This is a genomic window from Bremerella cremea, assembly GCF_003335505.1.
Classification (GTDB): domain Bacteria; phylum Planctomycetota; class Planctomycetia; order Pirellulales; family Pirellulaceae; genus Bremerella; species Bremerella cremea_A.
In genome coordinates, this window is the sequence record NZ_QPEX01000019.1 from 119596 (window position 1) to 138682 (window position 19087).

The 19087-nt window shown below is 52.3% G+C and carries 21 protein-coding genes; 14 read left to right on the top strand and 7 right to left on the bottom strand.

Features of this window, described 5'->3' with window-relative positions; genetic code table 11:
- Positions 1 to 8: 8 nt before the first annotated feature.
- Together lipA and DTL42_RS10755 are read right to left on the bottom strand one after the other, a co-directional pair.
- Entirely contained in the window at positions 9 to 902 is an 894-nt protein-coding gene (gene lipA / locus DTL42_RS10750; protein WP_234824170.1) for a lipoyl synthase, read from the bottom strand.
- Positions 903 to 909: 7 nt separating this feature from the next.
- Positions 910 to 1695: a lipoyl(octanoyl) transferase LipB gene (locus tag DTL42_RS10755; protein WP_114368724.1), complete on the bottom strand. Its 786-nt coding sequence runs from the start codon at positions 1693 to 1695 to the stop codon at positions 910 to 912.
- A gap of 184 nt (positions 1696 to 1879) precedes the next feature.
- Here DTL42_RS10755 and smpB point away from each other — a divergent pair, with 184 nt between their 5' ends.
- From smpB to DTL42_RS10805, 10 genes are all read left to right on the top strand, one after another.
- The gene (gene smpB, locus DTL42_RS10760; RefSeq protein ID WP_234824163.1) at positions 1880 to 2371 is read left to right on the top strand and encodes an SsrA-binding protein SmpB; all 492 of its coding nucleotides are present in this window, start codon (positions 1880 to 1882) and stop codon (positions 2369 to 2371) included.
- 164 nt (positions 2372 to 2535) lie between these two features.
- A complete protein-coding gene (locus tag DTL42_RS10765) occupies positions 2536 to 3219 on the top strand; it encodes an ABC transporter ATP-binding protein (protein ID WP_114368726.1) in 684 nt (227 codons plus the stop codon).
- On the top strand, positions 3216 to 4718 hold the full coding sequence (locus DTL42_RS10770; RefSeq protein WP_114368727.1) for an ABC transporter permease: 1503 nt from the start codon (positions 3216 to 3218) through the stop codon (positions 4716 to 4718). Before DTL42_RS10765 ends, DTL42_RS10770 begins: the two co-directional genes overlap by 4 nt.
- 104 nt (positions 4719 to 4822) lie before the next feature.
- Positions 4823 to 6322: a hypothetical protein gene (locus tag DTL42_RS10775; RefSeq protein WP_199590121.1), complete on the top strand. Its 1500-nt coding sequence runs from the start codon at positions 4823 to 4825 to the stop codon at positions 6320 to 6322.
- Positions 6323 to 6369: 47 nt separating this feature from the next.
- Complete coding sequence (locus DTL42_RS10780; protein WP_114368728.1) at positions 6370 to 7053, top strand: DUF3299 domain-containing protein; 684 nt, start codon at positions 6370 to 6372, stop codon at positions 7051 to 7053.
- A gap of 41 nt (positions 7054 to 7094) precedes the next feature.
- A complete protein-coding gene (locus DTL42_RS10785) occupies positions 7095 to 7721 on the top strand; it encodes a DUF3299 domain-containing protein (protein ID WP_158545320.1) in 627 nt (208 codons plus the stop codon).
- Between the two features lie 37 nt (positions 7722 to 7758).
- Complete coding sequence (locus tag DTL42_RS10790) at positions 7759 to 9018, top strand: MFS transporter (RefSeq protein ID WP_114368730.1); 1260 nt, start codon at positions 7759 to 7761, stop codon at positions 9016 to 9018.
- Positions 9019 to 9055: 37 nt separating this feature from the next.
- Positions 9056 to 10234: a metabolite traffic protein EboE gene (gene eboE, locus DTL42_RS10795; protein ID WP_114368731.1), complete on the top strand. Its 1179-nt coding sequence runs from the start codon at positions 9056 to 9058 to the stop codon at positions 10232 to 10234.
- Between the two features lie 8 nt (positions 10235 to 10242).
- Complete coding sequence (locus tag DTL42_RS10800; protein ID WP_158545321.1) at positions 10243 to 10935, top strand: prolyl oligopeptidase family serine peptidase; 693 nt, start codon at positions 10243 to 10245, stop codon at positions 10933 to 10935.
- 34 nt (positions 10936 to 10969) lie between these two features.
- Positions 10970 to 11755: a DUF4013 domain-containing protein gene (locus tag DTL42_RS10805; protein ID WP_114368733.1), complete on the top strand. Its 786-nt coding sequence runs from the start codon at positions 10970 to 10972 to the stop codon at positions 11753 to 11755.
- 27 nt (positions 11756 to 11782) lie between these two features.
- Here DTL42_RS10805 and DTL42_RS10810 read toward each other — a convergent pair whose 3' ends face one another.
- Complete coding sequence (locus tag DTL42_RS10810) at positions 11783 to 12412, bottom strand: hypothetical protein (RefSeq protein ID WP_114368734.1); 630 nt, start codon at positions 12410 to 12412, stop codon at positions 11783 to 11785.
- Positions 12413 to 12593: 181 nt separating this feature from the next.
- Here DTL42_RS10810 and DTL42_RS10815 point away from each other — a divergent pair, with 181 nt between their 5' ends.
- From DTL42_RS10815 to DTL42_RS10820, 3 genes are all read left to right on the top strand, one after another.
- A complete protein-coding gene (locus DTL42_RS10815) occupies positions 12594 to 13883 on the top strand; it encodes a glucuronate isomerase (protein WP_114368735.1) in 1290 nt (429 codons plus the stop codon).
- A 442-nt stretch (positions 13884 to 14325) separates the two neighbouring features.
- Complete coding sequence (locus DTL42_RS25995) at positions 14326 to 14628, top strand: hypothetical protein (protein WP_147274242.1); 303 nt, start codon at positions 14326 to 14328, stop codon at positions 14626 to 14628.
- Between the two features lie 206 nt (positions 14629 to 14834).
- Complete coding sequence (locus DTL42_RS10820; protein ID WP_234824164.1) at positions 14835 to 15416, top strand: RNA polymerase sigma factor; 582 nt, start codon at positions 14835 to 14837, stop codon at positions 15414 to 15416.
- A 149-nt stretch (positions 15417 to 15565) separates the two neighbouring features.
- Here the strand turns inward: DTL42_RS10820 and DTL42_RS10825 are convergent, their stop codons facing one another.
- The 4 genes from DTL42_RS10825 to DTL42_RS10840 form a co-directional block, all read right to left on the bottom strand.
- On the bottom strand, positions 15566 to 15904 hold the full coding sequence (locus DTL42_RS10825) for a zinc ribbon domain-containing protein YjdM (RefSeq protein WP_114368737.1): 339 nt from the start codon (positions 15902 to 15904) through the stop codon (positions 15566 to 15568).
- Positions 15905 to 16041: 137 nt separating this feature from the next.
- The gene (locus DTL42_RS10830) at positions 16042 to 16587 is read right to left on the bottom strand and encodes a hypothetical protein (RefSeq protein ID WP_114368738.1); all 546 of its coding nucleotides are present in this window, start codon (positions 16585 to 16587) and stop codon (positions 16042 to 16044) included.
- Positions 16580 to 17122, bottom strand: a complete 543-nt coding sequence (locus DTL42_RS10835) for a hypothetical protein (RefSeq protein ID WP_147274243.1) — start codon at positions 17120 to 17122, stop codon at positions 16580 to 16582. The genes DTL42_RS10830 and DTL42_RS10835 overlap by 8 nt, the downstream gene beginning before the upstream one ends.
- Before the next feature lie 6 nt (positions 17123 to 17128).
- The gene (locus DTL42_RS10840) at positions 17129 to 17827 is read right to left on the bottom strand and encodes a hypothetical protein (protein ID WP_114368740.1); all 699 of its coding nucleotides are present in this window, start codon (positions 17825 to 17827) and stop codon (positions 17129 to 17131) included.
- 377 nt (positions 17828 to 18204) lie between these two features.
- Between DTL42_RS10840 and DTL42_RS10845 the strand changes: the two genes are divergently transcribed.
- Complete coding sequence (locus tag DTL42_RS10845) at positions 18205 to 18984, top strand: inositol monophosphatase family protein (protein ID WP_114368741.1); 780 nt, start codon at positions 18205 to 18207, stop codon at positions 18982 to 18984.
- Positions 18985 to 19087: the final 103 nt, after the last annotated feature.

Here is a 19087-nt window from a genome sequence, read left to right on the forward strand (position 1 = left end):
ACTGTCTTCTAGAAGCTTTCGGCCATGTCGCGGGCATGATAGCTACTGCGAACAAAAGGCCCACTGGCGACTTTTACAAAGCCCATTGCCTTGGCCTGTTGTCCGAGTTCCTCGAACTCTTCCGGGCGTAAGTAACGCACCACCGGTAAATACTTCTTCTGGTCAGGCTGTAGATACTGACCAAGCGTCAGAAAGTCGACATTCACTTCCCGCAGATCTGCCAAAGTGTCTAAGAGCTCTTCACGGGTTTCCCCCACACCCAACATCAAACCACTCTTGGTTTTGGTGTTAGGGGCTATTTCTTTCACGCGGCGCAACAATTCCAGTGTCCAGCGGTACTCCGACTTGGGGCCACGCACACGCCGATAAAGGCGAGGGACTGTCTCGGTATTGTGATTGAAAACTTCTGGCTTGGCTTCCAAAACGCGGGCCAACGCTTCCCTAGAATCGATGAAGTCAGGCGTCAGGACTTCAATCGTGGCGCCGGTCCGAGCCCGTACCGCTTCAATACAGCGGAAGTAGTGATCTGCTCCGCCATCCGGCAAGTCGTCGCGCGTGACCGAGGTGATCACCACATGCTTTAGGCCCAAGCGAAAAGCGGCTTCGGCCAAGCGTTCCGGCTCATCATCAGATAGGGCCTGGGGGGTACCGCGCGATACCGAACAGAAGCTACAAGCACGGGTACAAACCGCCCCGAGAATCATAAAGGTCGCGGTCTGCTGCGAATAGCATTCCATCCGGTTAGGACATTTTGCCTCTTCGCAGACCGTTTCCAGCCCCAGCTCTTTCATCAATTGCGTCGTTTTGTGGCCGGGATCTCCCTTGGGGACATTCCGTTTCAGCCAGCGAGGCAGACGTCGCCCCGAATCAGGCGACGGAATATCATCGGACGCATCAATAATTGGAAGTTCAACTGGCTGCTTGGCGGGTTCGATCACGTGCTTGCTTGACTATTTCAGGAAACAGAGGATGGCTCGAGTGCCAGTTTGCCTGATCTGCCCCGAACCGTTGCGCCAAATTATTCGCCACATTGCGGGCGACCTCTCTTATTGTAGGGCAAGCCTCGGTTTCTTCCAGCAGACTGCTCATAGTTGGGGGATCTCCGGGGCAAGCAAGTTCCGCCGGATTTGCCTCAACACCCACCTGAGTGAGGGGAGAACAGGCTACATTCAGAAAAGCCCCGTGGCTGGTAATCCAATTCTGGACAGCCACTCCAATGGCGGCGAGCATACCACTACGCCCCCACAGGCCAAATCGGCCAGGTCTCTTATAAATGGGAACCTCATACGGGCGAACCGTGTCCAGCAGGCCATCCTGCAATCGTTGCAGATATTGCCCAACCGACCAACCGAACGCTTTTAGCGGCACAATCGGATACACGGCCAACTGACCCGGCGTATGAGCGACACACGCACCACCTCGGCCAATCCACCTCATTTCGAGTTTCCGTCGACGCATCTCTTGCGTAGTCAAGCGGATATGTCGCCGCGAGCCGGCACGGCCTATACTAATGAGCGGAGGATGCTCGCACAGCAAACATGCGATGTGCCCATCGTCACGCCCTCCGGACTCGTAAACGAGGCGTTTCTGCAAGGCTACGCAAAGGTCGAAATCGACGATTCCCATATAATGGAAGTCGATTTGCGGTGGCGTTTGCCGAACGTTTTCGAAGGGCTCAAAGTCGAATATTTCCACGCGTTCGATATACCTAAGAGTCGTCGTTGCGAGGTCTTCGTTGGAGGCGGGAGATTAGCAGGACCATGGTTTCGAGCCTAGGTCGAAGTTAAGAAAAACTCCCTTCCCATGCTGGCATCGCAAGTACAGGCCCACCAGCGGCCGTTATCGCAACTTGTCACGCCCTATCTGGAAAGAAGCGCCAGTGGCTAAGAAGTCGAAAGCTACGAAAAAAGAAGAAAACAAGAACGAGAAGCTCATCGGCGAAAACCGTAAGGCGCGGCACGACTACGAGATTCTCGACCGCCTGGAATGCGGTATCCAACTTGTGGGGAGCGAGGTCAAAAGCCTGCGCGACGGCAAACTAGCGATGTCCGAAGCTTTTGCCAGCGTTGTTAACGGCGAAGTTTTTTTGATCAACTGCGAAATTACCCCTTACTCGAATTCCAGCGATTTCCTGAACCACGACGCCCGGCGCAAACGTAAATTGCTGCTTCATAAACGTGAAATTGCAAAGTTCGCCGCCAAAGGCGAAGAGAAGGGGTTCACGCTGGTTCCTCTGAAGATGTACTTCAAGCAAGGGCGGGCAAAGGTCCTGCTGGGGATCGGTCGCGGGCGGCAAATGCACGACAAACGCGAGAAACTGAAAAAGGATGTCGCCAAACGAGACATCGATCGGGCCATGAAACGGGGTTAACACGTTCGTAACGAACCATTTGCTAGCAATCGCGTAGTAAAAGAAAGAGAGTACTACACTCCTGCAACTCAATTGCAAATAGGGGTTGGCGCCGGCAATCAGACCTATTTCAATACATGCTTGCCTGAATAGGGCTACCTTCCTCTCATGCTTGGTCTTTGGACATGCTGCACCTTGAAAATGTGAAGAAATCGTTCCGCTTGCCTACCGGCAACCGAATGCCAATTCTGGACGTCCCCAAGTTCGATGTGGCCGCTGCCGAACAAATGGTGATCGTGGGGCGAAGCGGGTGCGGTAAGTCGACCCTCTTACACTTGATCGCTGGCATCGGCACGCCCGACTCGGGTGTGATTGCGATCAACGGACTCGATATCACCCGGCTGTCCGAAGATGGGCGAGACCGATTTCGGGCCGAGGTAATGGGGTACGTTTTTCAAACGTTTAATTTGCTGCAAGGTTTCACAGCGTTAGAAAACGTTATCTTGGGGATGTCGTTTTCCCGCGGGCGTGTCGATCGTTCTCGGGCTCACGATCTTCTTCAGCGTGTCGGACTCGGCCATCGCCTGAATTCTTATCCCCGCACCATGTCGGTCGGCGAACAACAACGCGTCGCCGTTGCTCGCGCTTTAGCCAATCGCCCGAAGCTGCTGCTCGCTGACGAGCCGACAGCCAATGTGGACCCGGCCAACCAGCAGTCGATCGTCGACTTGATTCGGCAAACCTGCCAGGAAGAGGAAATTGCCCTGGTCATGGTGACACACGCGATGGAAGTGGCAGAGCAATTTCAACGGGTTGAACCGCTAGAAAAACTGAATTTATTGGCCCAAGCGAAGAAGGCACACGCATGAGTATTTGGCAAATCGCTTGGCGAAGTATTCGACAACGGGCACTGGCTTCGTCCCTGACCTCGTTCTCGATGGCCCTTGGCGTGCTGTTAGTCACGGCGGTGCTGTTGGTACACGGCTTGGTCTCCAAGTCGTTTTCCGACAATTCCGACTTGGGCTACAACATGATTGCCGGTGCTAAGGGTGGCAAGCTGCAGCAAGTGCTCAATACCACCTTTTACCTGAGCGAACCGGTTGAGAACATTCCCTATACGTTCTACCAAGAGTTCCTAACAAAAGAACAACAGGAAAAAGAGCTCGCCGTGATGGCACCGGAAAAGCGAGGCGAGCTTTCCGATGGCACCTTTGCTAAAAATACCGAGTTCGCGATTCCCGTTTGCCTGGGAGACTACTATCAAAACTTTCGCGTGGTGGGCACCCTGCCGAAGTTTTTCGAGTCCTTCAAGAACGAAGACGGGGAAGATCTGAAATACCACTTTGATGAAGGTCGCAATTTCGAGGTCTGGAACGAAGAACATGGCTATCGCGAAGCAGTTGTCGGCTCGATCGTCGCCCAGCAGACGGGGCTTAAGCTAGGTGACCAGATAGCGGCCTCCCATGGTGGAGACCCGACCGATATCCATACCGAATCACCATTCACGGTGGTCGGCATCTTGGCGCCATCCGGAACCCCCAACGACCGAGCCGTTTTCATTAACATGGAAGGCTTCTACCTCATGTCAGGCCACGCCAAGGTAGAAGAAGATGATAAAGAAGTTGCCCTGGTCGAGAAGGGGAAAGATCAGCCTCTTGATTCCTCGGAGCAGGTAGATGTAGCCAGTGTCGATATCGATACGGCAGAAAAAACGACTTCTCGCCCGCAGCCACTACCGATTGATCAGCGCGAAGTCACGGCCATCCTCCTGAGAACAGCCGACCTGTTCTCCCCCATCATCATTCGTAATCGAGTGAACGAAGGGAATGTTGCTCAAATTGTGATGCCGGTTATGGAGATCACGAATCTCTTCGATTTAATCGTGAAACCGATTCAAACCCTGCTTTTGGTCATCACGACACTCATCTGCTTTGTCTCGGGAATTTCTATTCTGGTCAGCATTTACAACTCGATGAATGATCGCAAACGTGAAATTGCCGTCATGCGGGCCTTAGGGGCTCGACGTGAAACGGTAATGGGGATTGTTCTTTGGGAATCGATCATCCTTTCTGTAGGAGGAGGTATTTTAGGCTGGATGGGCGCTCATCTCTTGTTATTCCTGGCCAGTCCCTCGATCGAGGCCCAAACAGGCGTCCGAATTGGCCTTTTCGATTTGGCTCCCCTACCAAGATCGCTTGAAGTTCAGCTACCAGCGGTGATAATAGAAAATAGCTGGCTAGGCCCATTTTGCAGCTTAGAGCTGGTTATCGTGCCGGCTCTAATAATGTTGGCGGTGATCGTTGGCTTCCTGCCCGCATACACGGCTTATCGAACCGACGTGGCGGAAGCACTCAGTTCATCTCCGTAACCGGCATGATTGAGTTAGAACAAGACAGCCAGCGAGTCCCCCGGCTCTCATCACGCGGATGAAGAGTCCCCGCCGGATGCCTCGAACCCAAGAGAAGATTTCCTATGCTCGGACGGCTATTGATTCTTTGCGGAGCATTGGTATCAACCACCGCTTTCGTTGAAACCCTTTCCGCATGTCCTTTTTGTGCAGCGGTTTCTCAAACGTTCTCGCAAGAGATCGAATCGATGGATGCAGCCGTCATCGCCAAATTGGTGGATATCCCTGACACCACCATGGAAGGCGCTGGCGTCGAGGCGACGTTCGAGATCGTTCAGGTCCTTAAAGGCAAAGAACACCTGAAAGACACCAAGAAGATCAAATCGCTCTACTACGGCGATGGCCGCAAGGGTCGCTTGTTCCTAATTCTGGGAACAGAACCTGAAAACATGATGTGGTCGACACCGACCTTACTGACAGACCGAGGCGTGACTTACCTGAACGAAGTGCTCAAGTTGCCGGCAACCGGGAACAAGCGATACGCTTTCTATCAAAACTACCTGGAAGACCAGGACGATATGCTTGCTCGTGATGCGTACGATGAATTCGCCAACGCTCCTTATAGCGCGTTGCACGACCTGAAGCCTGAGATGAAGCACGACCAGCTTGTGAAGTGGATCAAGAACCTAGACCTGCCTGCGAATCATCGTCGCTTATATTTCACCATGCTCGGTGTTTGTGGCAGCAAGGCCGATCTCCCGATGCTAGAGGAAATGCTCAACAGCGACGACAGCCGAGCGAAACAAGGGCTTGATGCTTTGATTGGCTGCTACCTGACACTGGCCGGAGCAGAAGGCCTGCCGACGATCGACAAGCTGTACTTGGCCAACAAAGAAGCCGAATACGCCGACACCTATGCGGCGATCATGGCGCTACGTTTCCATGGTACCGAGACCGACGTGATCCCCAAGGAAAAACTCTTGGAGTCGCTCCATTTGATGCTCGACCGCCCTGCCCTTGCCGATTTAGTCATTGCCGACTTCGCCCGCTGGGAAGATTGGTCGGTGGCTGATCGCTTGGTGAAACTATTCAAGGAAGCGGATGACGAAACCAGCTGGGTCCGTGTTCCGGTCATTCGCTATCTCATGGCTTGCCCTAAACCGGAAGCCAAGCAGTACCTCTTGGAACTCGAAAAGATTGATCCGGATGCCATGAAACGGGCGCAAACCTTCTTCCCGTTCCAATCTCAGGCAGTTCCGGAACGCCCGGCCGATAAGCAAAAACCGCAAGAGCAGTTACTGGCCAAAGTGGAAGCCGAGCAAGAACCTGCAGAAGAATTGCTGGCGGCAACGGCAGATACTCCGGCAACGGTCGCCGCCGAGCAATCTGGCAAACAAACGGCGATGGCCAAGCCACAAGTCACTCGAGACAAACTTTCGACCGCTGGTGATCGTGCTTTAGCTGCGGCCATTACAGGCCAAACCAATCCGAACCTCCCAGAGCCTGCCAGCGTAGGAATATTGCAGCGTATTATTTCCACGTCGATTCCTGTCTTGGTGACCTTTGGGCTCATCCTGGTCCTATCCAGTATCCTCTGGAACCCAGGCAATAGTGCCTCCGCCTAGGCGAGGTTCCCTTCGTCCTCGTACTTCCTCCTCTTCTTAAGTTAGAAATGAGCACGACCTCCGACTCCAGTTCGTATTTCAGTGGCGACGTCGATCCAGCGATGTACGAGCAATATCGCTCCATCAGTTCGCTGGCGGTTACGGCACTTCTGATCGGATTTGTCAGCCTGGTAGCGATTCTTGCGTTCCCGCTGGTTCTAATCTCGCTGATCGGCATTGCCCTGGGAACTTGGGCCGCGATCTCCGTGCGAAAGAATCGAGCTACGCAAACGGGCTTTCCTTTAGCCGTTATCGGAATCGTGCTCTCGTTCGCCAGCCTTGCCGGCGGAACGGCACGTTATATCTATGATGAGTACTACGACCTGCCACCAGGTTACGAAGTGATTCCATTTGGCCTTCTTCAAAAGCAACCTGGGCAAACCTTGCCGATTCCCGATTCTGCCTTGGCGCTTGACGGCAAGAAGGTACTGCTTCGCGGATACGTCTATCCGCATGCGAAAAGAAAGAACCTAACCAGCTTTGTCATGGTCCCCGACTTCGATACTTGCTGCTTCGGGGGACAGCCGGCATTAACGGATATGGTCGAAGTTCGTCTGGCCGAGCCTTTAAAGGTTGATTTTTCTTACAATAGACGCAAGATTGGGGGAACGCTCAGAGTCCATCCCGATTTGAAAAAGATCGAGGACCTGACGGGCGTCTTTTACGAACTCGAAGCCAATTACGTCGATTGATGTTCCTCCCCACCAAATCGTTCTCTCTGCCAAGCCTTTGGGTGCCCCTTGTGCTGGCGTTTGCTGGCTGCACTCAGCCAGATCCCTCGCAACCCACGTCTACCACCGATAGCAATGTCGAAGCGGATACCTCCGCGCCAGCCGCCAGTGACTCCCAGGCCAGCCAGCCCTTAGCCAATAACTCGGCAGCCGCCCAGCAGCCTGACGGCAATGTATCCGCTTCAGAGAAAACGCAGGTCACAACCGATTCTCCGCAGCCTACCGCTCCCAAAAGCACGACTCCCAAACCACAGCCTGGCAAAACGATTGACATGACGTTCGACGACATCAAGTTCGATATCGCCCCCGATGCCGACTTCGAGCGGTCGATGCTACCTCAGGCAATCGAGGATCTTAAGAAACAGAAGATCCGCATTGGTGGCTTTATTCTGCCGGGCTACCAAAGTCGCGATATCAAACAGTTTGTTCTCGTCCGCGACAACATGGAATGTTGCTTTGGCCCTGGAGCCGCGTTGTACGACTGTATCCTGGTCGAGATGAGTGGCCGTGGCGTGGACTTCACCGTGCGTCCCGTGACCGTGGAAGGGGAATTCACCATCCAAGAATACAAGGACGGTGACGACAAAGTGCGTGCGATTTATCATCTGCAAGGAACGAACGTTCGCTAAACGTTCATCGCCCACTCGTCCTGCGGAGAGTCGCAACGTGATCCAACCTGTCGGGGAGATACAAGCGACTTCGCGCGGAGCGAACCAGAATGCCGGCATCTGGGGAATTGGCAACGGTCTGGTTTCCACCACATTGGTTACCTATTTCGCGTTGAGCATCGGTGCGCAAGAAGTCGCCATATCGTGGATTATTGCCGCTCCAAAGTTGGTCGGCGTGTTGCGTTGGTTTGCTCCCTATCTCTTAAAGCTTGGGGGAAGCTATCGCATGACCAGCGCGACGGCGTTCTTGCTGTCGACCCTTTTCTTATTGCTACTTCCTCTGTGTGCGGTTCCTGGGATCTGGACTTCCACTTCGAGGGCGATAACCGCGATCGTGATTTGCTGGTGCTTCTATCACTTAGCCGAATATTGCGGCTTTGTGGTTTTCATTGCTTGGCTCGTACAACTTGTCCCCAACCACCAACGCGGTCGTTTCTTTGGCCTCCGCGAACGTTGGCTTACCGCCGGAAAACTGATCGGGAGCCTGTTTGCCGGCCTTCTCGCAGTCACGCTACGCGATGCATTTGTGATCGACTTCAAATGGATCTCTTATCCCTTTCTGGCCGTCTACGGAGCACTGGCCATGGGGATTTCAGTTCTTCCGCTGTCAGGAATTCCCGAACCGAAAACCCAGAATCAACCCCATCGCTCGTTCTTAGAAGACCTGCAGCATTGGCGAAACTCCCGAGCATATTGGTTTTTGCTTTACGGAACGTGGTTCTCTTCCGCCAATGGGCTGTTCTCGACGTTGCTGTATGTCTACCCTTATCGCGGCCTCAATATCTCGTTGTTGGTTCCCATGTTAATGGTCGCCGCGATGCAATTAGGGCAATCTCTCCTCAGTCGTCCCGCTGGGGCCGCGATCGATCGGTTTGGCTGGCGGCGTGTGATGATCTGCGGGCAACTTTTCGTTGCCTTGGGGCCTTTGCTCTACAGTTTCGGCACAATCGGTTACGTGGCAGGCAACCTAGTCTGGATCGCTTATGCCCTAATCAACGTGGCCTTACCCATTGCCGTCGTCGATGGCCGCAGCGATGCCAGCGCCGGTCCTCCTTTGGCCCTCTATTTCGCCTGGACCGGACTTGTTTACGGGCTAACCGCATTGGCCGGTTGGTCGGTTGCAAACTATTTCGTTGCCCCGGAACTTCAGTACGACCCTACGGCGTATCGCACTTATTTCTTTGTGGCAACTCTTCTCCGGCTTTCTGCCGTGATCCCCTTGCTGTTGCTCCCTGCTGAAAGCCGTGCGAACAAGTGATAAACTTGGGAAACACCTTCCACTGCAAGGAATGACCATGACAATCCAATCTTGGACGGGCTACTGCACCAACGTCCACGCGGGGGCCACCCTCGAGCAAACCGAACACAACTTGAAAACGCATGCCGCGCGTGTGCAAGAATATCTCGGGGCTGCTCAGCCTCTCGGAGTTGGCCTATGGTTGTCCGCCTCGACTGCCAAATCCTTAATCGAGCCCGGCAAGCTCGATGCGTTTGCCGAGTTGCTGCGAGTCAACAAATGGATTCCCTATACCTTTAACGGTTTTCCCTTCGGCGATTTCCATAAGGCTGTCGTAAAGCATGATGTCTATCTGCCTACTTGGTGGCAGCCAGAACGATTGGCCTATACCAAGAATCTGGTAACCATCCTCGATCAACTGTTAGCTCCTGGCGAAGAAGGAAGTATCTCGACCATGCCGATTGCTTGGGGCAAGCCTGAGCCAACGCAGCAGCAGTGGTCCGATGCGGTGGACAACCTGTTAAACCTGGTCGATTACCTCCACACGCTGGAGCAGCAAACCGGGAGGTTGATTTACGTATGTATCGAACCAGAACCTGGCTGCCTATTAGATACCACTGAGGATGTCATTCAACTGTTTCAGGATCGCCTGTTCCCCAAAGGCGATTCGCAACAAATCCGCCGCTATCTGCGTGTTTGCCACGATATTTGTCATGCTGCGGTCATGTTCGAAGATCAATCAACGGTCCTGCAGAAATACGCGGAAGCAGGCATCTCGATTGGCAAAGTCCAGATTTCCTCCGCCATTGAAATTCGCTTCGCCGATCTTTCGCCCGCTGAACGAACGGCGGTCCTGAACGAGGTTTCGCACTTCGCGGAAGATCGTTACCTGCATCAGACCACCGTGAAAGATGCCGCTGGCAATGTTCGGTTTTATGAAGACTTGCCGTACGCGTTGAACGAGGTCGCCGACAATCCTCCGCAAGACGAGACTTGGCGAATTCACTTTCATATGCCGATTTATCTCGACCAGTTCGGCCTGCTGCGAACCACGCAAGCACAGATCTACGACTTTCTTTCCGAGATCAAACAGTATCCTCAGATTCGCCACTTCGAGGTAGAAACCTATGCCTGGAGCGTTGTCCCAGAAGATCTGCGGCAGCCAGAATTAGCAGCCGGAATCGCCCAAGAGATTCAATGGCTTCGTCAGCAGTTGCCCCATACACCACTCGTTTAAGTAGTAACATGCCAGCAGATAAAAAGCGGCAAGCAACTCAGCGGTTCACGTGGACTGGCACGGATGGCAATCAACGATCGTTTTCCTACTGGTGCTATCTGCCGCCAGATGCACCACCAACATCACGCTTGCCGCTACTGCTTTTTCTGCACGGAGCAGGCGAACGGGGAAACAATTTATCCCTGGTCTGCAAGCATGGCCCTCCCAAATTAATCGAACAGGGTGAAGACTTTCCCTTTGTGGTCATCGCTCCTCAGTGTCCATTCGATCAGTGGTGGACCATGCCACAAAACTTGATTGGCTTAGCTAAACTGGTGGAACAAGTGTCTGCTGACTACCCGATCGATCCCGAGCGTATGTACGTCACCGGCATGAGCATGGGAGGCTACGGAACGTGGCAACTTGCGGCTACCTATCCCAAGTTATTCGCCGCGATCGTTCCCATTTGCGGTGGAACCAATCTCTCGCAGGCTGTGGCCTTGCAGAGCATTCCCGTCTGGGCATTTCACGGACGCGACGATGATATTGTACCGTTGATTAGAAGTCAGGAAATAATTGACGAGTTAACCAAGATTGGCAGTGACGCCACACTAACCATTTACGACAATGTGCGGCACGATAGCTGGTCTGCAACGTATGCCAATCGAGAAATATACGATTGGCTGCTAACTCATAAGACCAGCAATTCATTTGGCGAATAATTCCCAACGAACCACCAACCAAAGGTAATTGCCAATGTCGTCTGACAATCCGTTTGCATCACCCGAAGATATTCACAGCGATTATAGCCCTGGCAGTGACGGCTCGGTCCAACCTCGATCCTCTGTGGATTACCTAGAAACCTACGGCAAAGTCTTTGAAAACTCGAATTGGTTTTTCAACGTTCTGATCTTGGGCTTAGTGGCTTTAATCGGGAACTATCTCTTATTTATTGGCGGAATTATTGTGACCGGCTACGGCCTAACTTTATTACACGCAAAATCGACAGGGCAAACAAACACTTATCCAGATTTCGACTTTAACAAGTTTGGCGAATATCTAATTCGTGGGTTTTGGATGTTTCTTGTGGCAATCGTCTTCGGGCTTTGCCTTTTACCGATCTTTTTTGTCCTTGCATTTATCATGGGGGCGCTTCAGCATTCTGGCAGCGATGTATTGGGCGCACTAGGAACAATCCTCTTTTTCGTTTTCTGTTTTGTGCTCGGAATCATAGCCAGTCTCGCAGCGATTCCCCTTATGCTCCGAGCTGGCTTGCAGTGCAGTTTTACCGCCGCATTTGACTTTGCTTGGATCAAAGACTTTATTTCCAAGATGTGGGTCGAGCAAATCGTGGGTGCGATTCTCTTAAGCATCATCAGCTGGTTTGTGATGCTCGTTGGCCTGGTTGCCCTCTGCATCGGCATGATTCCAGCCGCCGGTATCGTGATGATTGCGCAGTGGAATTTCTTCACCCAGCTTTACCAAGTCTATATCGGACGCGGTGGCCAACCGATTCCTTACCGCGATTCGGGTTCGCTCTAAGGCTAGGTTCCTACCAATAGGAAAGCCCTACGCCGTCCGGCCATCTTCGGCCAGGACGGCCGTGTAGTAGGGCTCTTGCGATTGAACAGATTGTGCCCGCTCTAAGAATGCCGGGCCTGCTCCCTTCAACTGAAAGATCTCTTTACTGTACCAAGCGATCAATAAAACGCTGTTGATTTTGGAGAGCACCACCGCCAGGCCGATGACAGCTCCCAAAACGCCCAGCATAGGCCAGGGAGTCTCAAATGTAATAGCCAGCATGATTAGGCAAGCAACGCTCACCAAAAGCAGAGCAAAGTAAAGCCAAAGCCAGCGTCGCCGGGCTTTGCACTCAGGACATATCGAATAGGTAACGCTACATTTTTTTCGCACCAATAACGCAACCAGAAGAAAAATAGGCCACGCAACCAAGATCAATAATAAGGTGGCAGGATGAATCCAAGAAAGCTTCTTCTCCATTCGATAGGCAATTCCTTTTTCCTCACTTACTTTCTCGCCACAGCGGATGCATAGGTACGGTAGCGTAATGACTTTCCCGCCGTGAATTCTCTTCGCGACAATTACGTATTCCCCCGATTTTTCTTTACGGGTTTGAACTGTCGATTCTGGCGAGGCAAACGGATTAATCTGTTCTGCAAACGGGTTATCTGAAACCATTTCTTAGACGACTCCACAACGAGAAGGGATTTCGCGGTTACTCAGTGATTTTAGGCGTTTTGTAAGGCATAATCGGCTAAGATACGCCCCCATCCTGCTGCATTTCGAAAAGGTATCTGGTATACCAAAGAGGCCCCATTCTCAAACACTTTGAACCCCTTTCCCCAGGCAGACTCTGCCCATGTCGATCGAACTCCGAAAACGCCTCTTTGACCAACTTGACCAACTTGTGCTGATCGACCCGCACACGCACATCAACGCGCTCGACCCCTCTTCGCATACTTTGGCCGACATTCTGGGTTACCACTATTATACAGAGCTGTCACATTCCGCTGGCATGTCGAAAGAGCGAATCGAAGAGGAAGGGATCAGCGGTAAGGAGAAGGTCGGCCGCTTGATCGAAAACTTCGGCCCGATCACCAATACGATTCAATATAGTTGGTTCATCGAGATGGCCCAAAAGCTGTTGGACTTCGATGGGGATTCCGTCGATGCCAACAATTGGGAAAAGCTTTACGATACCGCCGAAGCCAAAATGTCCGCTGGCAACTGGACAGAAACCGTCTTCGAGAAAAGCCGCCTGGAATCGGTCTTCCTAACCAACGATTTTGACGACCCGTTAGAAGGCTTTGACACGTCGAAATACATTCCCTGCCTGCGCACGGACGACTTGGTCTTTCATTTGACCAACCCTCGGACCAAAGTCCGCTTATTTGAAGCAACCAATACCGAAATTACCAATGTTGCCTCGGCGCGAATAGCAATCGGTAAATTGTTCGATCATTTCACGAGCAAAGGGGCGAAGGCTTGCGCGATTTCCCTTCCCCCCTGCTTTGCCCCAGTTCAGGTTTCCGATGCTCGCGCCGAAACGGCGCTGGCCAGCGTGCTTTCCAAAGGAAGTAGTGCCGACGAAGCAGACCAGCGAGCCGTGAGCAACTTCATTTTCTGGACCCTGGCCGAGAACTGCCGCACCTTCAAGCTACCGTTCGACTTGATGATTGGCGTGAACCGCAAGGTCTTTCCCGCAGGCGTCTACCAAGGCCAAGACTTGTATGACAGCCGGGTTTCGCTGATCCAGTACAAAGACCTCCTGAACGCGTTCCCGGATGTAACGTTCCCCATTTCGGTCTTAGCCAGCGTTACGAACCAGGAATTGGTCAGCTACTCGTGGATCTTCCCCAACGTGGTCGCCAATGGGCATTGGTGGTACAGCAACACGCCCACCTACATCCAACAAGATTGTGCAGCCCGACTAGAAGCCATTCCCCGAACCAAGCAAATTGGCTACTACAGCGACATGTACAAAATGGAGTTCGCCCTGCCGAAGTTCGCCATGTACAAGCGAATTTTGGCCAAAGTCCTAGCTGAAAACTTCGTGATCGATCGAAATTGGTCGGAAGAATCGGCCATCGAACTCGGCACACAGCTTCTGCGCGGCAATGTCGAGACCATCTTCAACGTAGGCAAATAACTTAACCCTCAATGCCACAAACACTTACGGCTGCAAAGGTGAAATTGCAGCCGTATTGGCCAGGGTTAAAATGTGCTGCCTACCAAATTTTCAATTCACAAGTTCACACTGAAAAACTGGCGAAAACTCCGCCACCCCCTATTTTGCCGTAAGATGTTATCTGTATATCACTTACAGCACATCACAGGCATTCCATTTAAAACAGTTGGAATGATTTTCAATGTTTTTTCGTCTGCCAGACGAACCTTTCTTTGGGCAACGGCATCTAGCCCTATATCCTTGCTGACGGTTTTTTGAATCGCACGCTGGGAGAATCTTTGTTGTTGCCGAGGGTCACTTGGCGATTTAAGATTCAATAATCCACACACTTGGAAGGTGTGCGGATTCCAACTTCTACTTCATAGTTCTCTCACTGCGCACAATCGCGTAGGAGGATGTAACAATGCGTTCCAACATCATCAACATTCGCGCCAATATCGCCGCCGTCGTCGCCCGTGTTAATGCGGTCGTCGTTGATGTTATTCGCAGTGCATCCGCCACCGGTTTGCGCCTCTACGGCCATACATGGCAAACGCAATATGGGCAGACGTGGTTTAAACCAACCACGTTAAAACCGTCCGATTGTTTGGTGCCATGTCTTGCTCTGCGATGTCTAGGCGGCGGTCTATCAAGTACCGGCATGCCTATGTCGCTCTCCATGCGATTCCAAAATGAGGAATCGCTGGGCCGGATACCCAGAAGCTAAGGACCAACCGGTCCCGCACAATTTGCGAACGCTTCTGAGACGCTAGGCCCAAGAGTGACCGAGTTGTCTTGCTTTGTTGCGCTATTGCTTCATCGCAAGTTTTCCGACTCGACCGCTGGGTTCCTTTTGCCGTGTGCATAGACGTCTGTCTGCGACTCCCTGCACTGATTTAGCCAGAACTGCCTTGATATATACGTCTGGAAACTATGATGAACGGAAACTCGTACAACGATGATCGTGACCGAATTGTCGACTTAGTCGCACAGGCCCAAACGGGTGACCGCGATGCATTTGGCCAGTTGGTAGAAATCTTCCAGCCGGTGGTGTTTGCAATTGCTTTGAAGCGGTTGCGTCACTACTGGGAAGCCCAGGAATTGAGCCAGGACGTCTTCATCCAGGCTATGGAAAAGCTAGGCCAGTTGCGTGAACCGGCTGCTTTCCCAGGCTGGCTGCGTTCGATCGCGGCTCGGATGGCTATTAACCGGGCAGTTCGTCGGCCCAATGACTTCGCAACCGAGCCGGAAGCGTTGGCTGCCGTTTGTGTAGAAAACGCGACTCCGCTGCACGCGATTTTAGAAGTTGAGCGCCGCGATAACCTGGCCGTCGGAATCAGCCGACTCGGCGAGATGGACCGGGATACACTCCAGGCCTTCTACGTCGACGGACATTCCTTGCGGGAAATGAGCGACGAATTCGAGGCTCCGATCGGAACGATCAAGCGTCGGTTGCACGTTGCCCGTAAGCGGCTGGCCAAAGAGATGGAAGAACTGGAGGCGGTCGCCGTTTAGGCGACCAACACCCAACTTCCAGACCACAACCCAAGAGTTGACCGCGCCCCCGGTGCTCGCCCAGAGCCCGGGGGCGTTTTCATGCGCGGTTACCCGCGAAGCGACTTAGAATCGTGGTTTCTAACGCTGCACGTAATTGGGGCCTTAGCTTACACCTTTTTGACGTATTCCGACTTTAGCTGCATCGCACCGATGCCGTCGATTTTGCAGTCGATATCGTGATCGCCGTCGACCAGACGAATATTCTTCACCTTCGTGCCCACCTTAACCACCAACGACGAACCTTTCACCTTCAGGTCTTTTATCACCGTCACGGTGTCGCCGTCTTGCAGCGGATTGCCATTGGCATCTTTGATGACCGCAGCGTCAGCATTCTCTTCAGCCGCCAGTTTGCTCCATTCATGACCGCATGATGGGCAAACGAAAAGATCTCGATCTTCGTAGGTAAACTCAGAACCACATTCCGGACAATTCGGCAAATCACTCATTTCAACTCCGATATTCTCAAACACTTCGCCGAATCATAACCCGGCAACTTCCAATAACCAGGATACTCTTATTGCCCCTTACCCGTGTAGGGCAGGCATTTTTCCAATCTTTCGACGTCTGCCTGCTGACGGTGGACTTACGCTGGGCGATCCATTTGCTTTTGACAATAGGCCAGCAACTGCTCTCGCTCGTAGTGTGGCAACCAATTCACAAAGATCGAATAGTTCTCGCCATCCTTATCTTGCAAGCAAAGATACCCCTGGTAATCCAACTCATACGAAACGAGCTCTCTCCACGGGATTTCCATTTCAATCTTTTGCCGATCGACGGCAAAATGGCCGCATATGCCATAAGAATTAAGCGATAGCGGCGCATAAACTTGAGCATAATTCGCCGCAAAATAAAAAGTCGCTGCAACGATCACAAAAGCAATTACAGCCCAAGTAATCGTCTTTATGCCGACCAGGTAAATCCCCATCTCAGCCAAGCCAACAAAAGCAATTCCAAGTGTGGCAGAAATCGCCATAAAACAATACATCACATAACGAAGTCCGCTTGCGACCGTGCTGCCCAGCAGTATCTCATGTTCGCCTTTACTGGCGGCGCCGGCACGCTGCCAGCGTGCTACTTTAGGATCGCAACCTTGGGGAGATTGAAACGGATTCTCTGATGCATCAGTCACTTTCTGGCGCCATCCAGTCGGAATAGAACGCCAGTGTTGCCTTGAGCGGCTTCCAACGACCTCCCCCTAAGAGACGCAAATCGGCGATCGATTCGCTTCCGGTAGTGGTCGTTACCACCATGCGATCACGTGGGGCAAAGCGGATATTCGTAATTTGATTCCAGGGAATCGTCCGCAAGTTCCAAGTCCCACCATCCTCGAACTTCGCTTGAACTCCCCCTTCATCAATCACCAATGGAAAACACTCTTTAGCGCGATTGGCCCGATGCCAGTGATTGATGGTTGTGGCAATACAACTCAGCGTCATCAACAGCATGATGACCAAGACGATCACCGCTCCTCCCCCACTCAAAAGGCTGGCAAAGGCAACGAATGCAACCGTCAACAAGCCCAACAAGATGGAAAGAATCGCAGCAATCGTGGCCTGAAAGATCTCTTTAGCAACAACCTCGCGCTGGTGGGCTTGAAAGATACGATGCTCGGACCGTGAAACCTCGACGGGAGAAGCAAACGGATTCTCGTTAGGTTCCACCACACTAGCTCACGTCGTCAACGGTACTTCGGAGGCACAGAAGGCATGATACCTATCAGCCAATTGCTGCATCGCTTTTTTCCCCTCCGCGCGTACTAACTGGATACGCGAACGACGGATGACTCCTTTTTCCAAATGGGCAGTAAACAGTGGCAAAGTCACTACCACCGTTTCTTCATTGGTCCGCCGAACCTGCATCTTTTCGCAGTCGCCAGGGTATACGAACAGACCGTATTGTACGGCATCTAAGCAGCCAACCACGACCGCCATCGGGCCATCAAGCTCCACTCGATCCAAAGGCCCCAGTCCAGGCGGATTCCAACCCCCTTCGGCATTCATGGTGCTGATCGAGTTGGCATCGTCGAAGCGGAAGCGGAGTGGCAAACCAGGATCAGAGTCCAACAGCGCCGTCTGGCGGGAAAGGATCAATTCAATCCCATCTCGTTCCGGCAAAATCCGGTTATAGATTTCGGTCGAAAGCTGGCTCTCGTCCGAAGTGTAAGTCTCGACCAAGTCGTCCCCCCGAACATAGAAATCGGTACGAGGGCCTATCGAAGCAAGTTCCCACTGGGCGACCTCCCAATTCCTTGGCTGAGAAAGGAACTTGGCGACCATCTTATTGGGGAACGCTGCCACCGAAAGTTGAAAGTCATCGATCGCACAGCGATGAATGACGTCGTAATCAGAGATCCAGATCGAGTTGCTCATGGATATGATTTTCGCCAATCCACAAGAAACGAAAACCCCAGCAAGAAATAAAAAAACCCCGTCGCTCACCAAGGCAAGTCGACGGGGCCGGAACAGAGAAGAGGCCGATGTGTTGCACCGAAATTGTAAAATTGCGATGCGGTATGAAAAACTTTAAACCGCTGTTCCAGGGATGATGTAGTAGATGATACCAAAAAACGGAAAGGTGTCCACAAGAATTTTGCAAGTTTTTTGCAATCCGAAAGCCTAGTAATTCACTTCAAATTAAACAGGAAATCCCCTTCAATTGAACAAGTTCCTCGATTATCAAAAACATGGTAGAAACGGCCTTCAGATCGGTTTTGCCTCGACGTTTAACCTGCCAGGAAAGAAACTTAATGTCTTCTTACTTAACAAGTTGCGAAAAGGCAGCCCGTGCTGCCGGCGAAGTGCTCCTCCAATGGAGGGGAAAGTTTCAGGTTCGTGAGAAAGGACGAGCTGACTTGGTCACTGATGCCGATGTGGCTGCCCAGAAGGCAATCGAAGAGATCCTGCTGAGCGACTTCCCAGACTTCGAGTTCCTTGGAGAAGAAGGTCCCGCAGGCGTGTCCCGCTCTACCGGCAGTCCATTTTGCTGGATCGTCGACCCCTTAGATGGCACCACCAACTATGTGCATGGTTTGCCGAATTATTCGGTTTCCATCGGCCTGGCAAAAGCCGGAACCATAATAGCCGGCGTTGTTTACGATCCTGTCTTCGATCGCTGCTTTAAAGCCGAAAAAGGCCAAGGGGCCTATCTAAACGACGAGAGAATCGAGGTCAGCTCCGCGCGGTCCTTAGACGAAGCTCTCATTGCCGCTAGCTTCGCGGCCAGCATTCAGAAGGGTTCTCCTGAAATCAAGGATTTTGTCAACATTCTGACTCAATCTCGCGGAATTCGCCGACTAGGCTCGGCAGCCCTCAACTTGGCCTATGTGGCCTCAGGCTGCCTCGATGGTTATTGGGCAGGCTCGAACAAGCCTTGGGATGTTGCCGCAGGGGTGATTCTAGTGCAAGAAGCTGGCGGAATTGTCCAAGGTTACGGCCAGGAAGCTTTCGATATCCAACGGCCCAAGATCGTGGCAACGTGTACGCCCGAGCTACAAGCAGCCATCCAGGACCAAATCACTAGTTTCTAAACGAGAGTGCGAGAATTGCCCCTGTAAGGGCTATCCCAGGAGTTGTGGGTGCTATAATTGGTGCAACTGGAATTTTTTTCGTAGTTTTCGTAGGTCGGTATCG